Here is a 3,975-nt window from a genome sequence, read left to right as displayed (position 1 = left end):
CCTGGACGATCCCCCGGCGCGGGCGGAAGGCGGCCTACCGGTCGCGCGATTTCAGCAGTGCGGCGGCCGCCCCGCCGCGCCCTGTCCGGCTTCCTGTGAAGCGACCACCGCGTTGCGGCCGGCCGCCAGCCCGGTTGATCGCCGCACGAACCTGGCCGGCATAGCGTTTGCCGGCCTTCGAGCCGCGCGACCCGATTTTGCCGAGCTTCGGCCTGAACTCGTCATCCTTAATGCGAGCCTCCCAGACATATCAAGCAAAATCAGACACTTACACGTCAAACCCTCTTGGCACCGGCGGCAGCCTCCCGGAAAAACGATGTGCAGACAAAGATTTAACCGCCTCCTGGAGGCGGTACCTTTATCTTGCCTTCCGCGCCCAGCCCCGCCAGACGCGCCCCCGTCCGCCATGGCTAACGCACCGGCTCCTTCGGCTGCGCGCCGTCCTTGCCGAGCGGCACGAAGAGATCGCCGTTTCGCACGCCTGAGTGAACACCGTCATGAATGAAGAACAGCGACCGTCCGAGAGGAGCGATTTGCGCCTTTGGAGCGACAGATTGGCTTTCGAACGCCTCGATGTCGGCCGCCGAAACTCCGGCCGCCTTGAGTTGGTCGAGGTACTCGACGGTCTCTTCTGGCAGCGGTTTGCCACGCTTCAAATGCTCGTCGTAGCGCTCGGGACCGGCATTGTAGGCGCCAAACAGGCCAGGAAATCCGAAGCGGTCATACATGGCACTGAGATAGGCCGTGCCGGCCAGGATATTGTCGCGCGGATCGTGGGGGTTAGGCCCAAGGCCGTGTTCGACCCGCATCTCTTCATAGGTGCCGGGCATCACCTGCATGAGGCCCATGGCGCCAGCGGGGGAGGTGATGGGGCGGCCGCCGCGCATTGTCTTGCCGCCGCTTTCGGCAGCCATGACGGCATAGATCCAGGCTTGGGGAATATGGAAGCGCCGGCTTGCTTCCGATACCAACGTCTGCCACTTTCGCAGCTGCGGACTTTGGGAGATGGCGACCGGCTCAGCGCCGGTCGAGGCGGAACAGGCGCATGGCGCAATGGCGATCATGCCCAACAAGAGGAGGGTCACTCGGTCCATAGTGGTACGAGCCTCCCGATGACATTTTGAGTGGGAACAGGCCCGAAATAGCGGCTGTCGAAGGAGCGGTTTTTGTCGCTGCCGAGCAGGAAAACCTCGTTATCCCCGAGCGCTCGGCAGCCGTTCCACCATGGCAAAGGTCGGCCTTCGGCGTCGATTTTGAGCCGGCGCGCGACGATGTCGCCGCCGATGATGATGGCGTCATTGAAGGCGCAGACATTATCGTCCGGCAGCGCTGCAAGACGTTTTGCCAGCGGCACATTGCGAGGCAGATAGCTGCGCTCGGCGGCGAGATACGCCGCGTATTCAGGCGGGCGCACGAGCACGAGATCGCCACGCGCCAGCGCTCCCGCAGCGATGCGGTAAAGGCCGATCGGCGCGCTGGCCGAGGCGTTCCAGACCAGCCAAGGGGCGGGCTTTCCCAGCGCCGTGAAGCCCAAAAGACCGAGACCGGCCGCGGCCAAGGCGACCGTCTTACGGGCTCGAACACGCCTCAGGCGGCTGCCGATCAGATGGATGGAAGGGCGCCGCCTCATGAACGGCCTCCCGTGCCGCCCTGGCCGGAACCGGCCTTGCCATCGCCGGCGATGGAGTGCTGCGGGTGTCCTTTCGACCAATGGTCGAGTTCGTCGATGTGATAGCGGACATAGCGGCCGTGCTTGCGGAATTTCGGGCCGCCGCCCTTGAGCCGCATCTTTTCGAGCGTGCGCTGGGAGAGCCCGATATAGAAGGCGGCTTGGGCTGTGCTGAGAAACGGGCTGCCCTTTTTCGCGCGGGCCGCGCGTTCGTTTTCGTCGTCCATGATGATCCTCGTTTCGCTTCGGACAAGCGAGGGCGAGGATGGGCGAGGGAGATCGTCTCGGGGACGGGCGAAGAGTCGGGGGAGAGTTTTCGCCGCCCTTTAGGGCGGACGGGGTTTGGGTGGAACTCCTGGGAATGAGCCCCGCGCCGGGGCTGCGGCGCGAGGCTCTTATCTCGGCCGGTCAGTCGGCCGGGTTCCAGATGATGGCGTAGGTGTCGTGATCGTCCTGGCCGGCGGCTCGGCCGAGATTGGCGTAGAGCTTGCGCGGTCCGAACTCCGGCGCTGCAATCGACAGGCTCACATAATCCTTGCCGGAAGTCTCGCCGGTGCGGATCCAGCCAGCGCCGACTTCGACCCCTTGCGTAAGCACCCGGAAGTCGGGATGGTTATCGGCGCTCTTGGCCTGGTTGGGGACGATATCGATGTCGGCGCGGACGCTGAGCGTCTTGAACTGGCCCTTGTAGGCGCCGTTTTCCTGCTTGTTGACGTAACCGATCGCGGTCATTTCGAAGTCTCCTTTTGTGGTTTCGCCGGGGACCATCCCCTGCGATGGCGCACCGTAATGGGCGCGTCAGGACCGCCTGAATCCGACAGGGCCGCAGCGACAGTGAAGGACCCGAGCGGGCAGCTTTTTTGTGAGCGAAGCGGCGCGAGGAAGCCGCCGCAGGCGGCGGGGAAAAAAGCTGATGGCGCGAGGGTTTCGGGCGGCCGGACCCGCCCATAGGTCGACAAGCCAGCCGCAGGGATGGTCCTTGGAGAGAGCATGGAGACCGCTCGCCAAGTGCGGTCTGTCAGCCAAGCAGGACGCCGGGATGAAACGGCCTGCAAAGATGCTGCGCCCTTATGCCGGATCGAGATCGTGCCAGCGGGTCGGGCGCCAGAGCAGACATCCGGCATGGTGCGATCTATGAAAGCAGGGCTCGCCAGCGGGAATTTGATACGCGAGGGGGCCAAAGTAAGGCTGGATGAGAAGCCGGTGCTACCTGCAGGTCCAGTGTCATGTGGCGGCGCTCGGGAAACCGCTACGCAATGTAACGCGCTCTTATGAGGCGAACAGACCGGCCCCAAAACCGATCGACCGGTGGTCGGCGCGAAACGCGTCATGCCTGTCCGAAAGCTGACAGTGGCAGAAGACGCATGTCGGGTTCCGCACAATTGACCATGCTGGATTTGTGAGGTTTTCAGGGAGAGCCATGCGTTCACTTCCCAGTGAGCTTTGGCACGGCATTTGCTCTTGATGTGGCAACACGGATCGAAGGTTGACTGCATGCACAAGCGCGAGATGAGCAATGCTCTCCTTTCCTGGAGGCTTGGCAGCAGATTCGATTTGACGTTGCGAGGAGCTTCAGCCGCTCGCGGCGGAAGTGATCTCAAATCTGAAGGCACCGTTGGGGCCGCAGCCATCAAACACATCTTTCTCTTTTTCGCAGCTCGTCTTCAACGCGATGCGGACTTCTTCGCGTCGACGGCGGCCGAAGGTGGAGAAGGGGCTCGACTTGCAAAAAGGAGTTGTCAATGACGTCTTACGTTCGCACCAACAGCCCGGCGCAGGTGCGCTCACTGTCCACCTTTGGCAAGCATCTGCAAAGGAGCGTGCTGACGGCGACGCTGCTTGCCGCGGCTTCGACGGGAAGTGAAGCGCAGCCCTATGTTCGTGCTGACGGCAGCACGACTGACGACTTGGAAGCGGCGCGAGCAAGTTGGCGTCATGACGCCGAATTCAATGGAAATGTGGGGCTCGCAGCCATCAACGCGGATGCCGCGTATGCGTTGGGTTCCACCGGGGAGGGGGCCAGAGCTCCTCGCCTGCCCTCGTCCGTCTTGACGAGTGCCCGCTTACAGCCTACCTCACTATCGCGTTAGCACTCGTCCATCGCGAGTGCTAACAAAAACCCCTCAACAGCGCACCAGGGAAAAATCCGAAAATGGCAAAGTCGAAGTTCCGCCCGCTGCATGACCGCGTGGTCGTTCGCCGGGTCGAATCCGAATCCAAGACCGCTGGCGGGATCATCATCCCCGACACGGCAAAGGAAAAGCCGCAGGAAGGCGAGATCATCGCTGTCGGCTTCGGCGCTCGTG

At 62.8% G+C, this 3,975-nt stretch carries 5 protein-coding genes; 1 reads left to right on the top strand and 4 read right to left on the bottom strand.

Annotation, left to right across the window (positions count from 1 at the left end; genetic code table 11):
• Positions 1–410 precede the first annotated feature (410 nt).
• The 4 genes from ENZ75_RS24175 to ENZ75_RS24160 form a co-directional block, all read right to left on the bottom strand.
• Complete coding sequence (locus ENZ75_RS24175) at positions 411–1,094, bottom strand: lytic transglycosylase domain-containing protein (RefSeq protein WP_024505647.1); 684 nt, start codon at positions 1,092–1,094, stop codon at positions 411–413.
• Positions 1,082–1,630 (bottom strand): S26 family signal peptidase, encoded by a 549-nt coding sequence (locus tag ENZ75_RS24170; protein WP_024505646.1) that lies wholly within the window; start codon positions 1,628–1,630, stop codon positions 1,082–1,084. Before ENZ75_RS24170 ends, ENZ75_RS24175 begins: the two co-directional genes overlap by 13 nt.
• Positions 1,627–1,896, bottom strand: a complete 270-nt coding sequence (locus tag ENZ75_RS24165; RefSeq protein WP_024505645.1) for a helix-turn-helix domain-containing protein — start codon at positions 1,894–1,896, stop codon at positions 1,627–1,629. The genes ENZ75_RS24170 and ENZ75_RS24165 overlap by 4 nt, the downstream gene beginning before the upstream one ends.
• Positions 1,897–2,077: 181 nt before the next feature.
• Positions 2,078–2,401: a DUF736 domain-containing protein gene (locus ENZ75_RS24160; protein WP_024505644.1), complete on the bottom strand. Its 324-nt coding sequence runs from the start codon at positions 2,399–2,401 to the stop codon at positions 2,078–2,080.
• A gap of 1,420 nt (positions 2,402–3,821) precedes the next feature.
• Between ENZ75_RS24160 and ENZ75_RS24155 the strand changes: the two genes are divergently transcribed.
• A partial coding sequence (locus tag ENZ75_RS24155) for a co-chaperone GroES (RefSeq protein WP_164753669.1) occupies positions 3,822–3,975 on the top strand: 154 nt, incomplete at its 3' end.

Source organism: Mesorhizobium sp. M7A.F.Ca.CA.002.04.1.1, assembly GCF_004022805.1.
GTDB lineage: Bacteria > Pseudomonadota > Alphaproteobacteria > Rhizobiales > Rhizobiaceae > Mesorhizobium > Mesorhizobium ciceri.
Note: the sequence above shows the minus strand (reverse complement) of the source record. Positions and strands in the feature narration are given on the sequence as shown.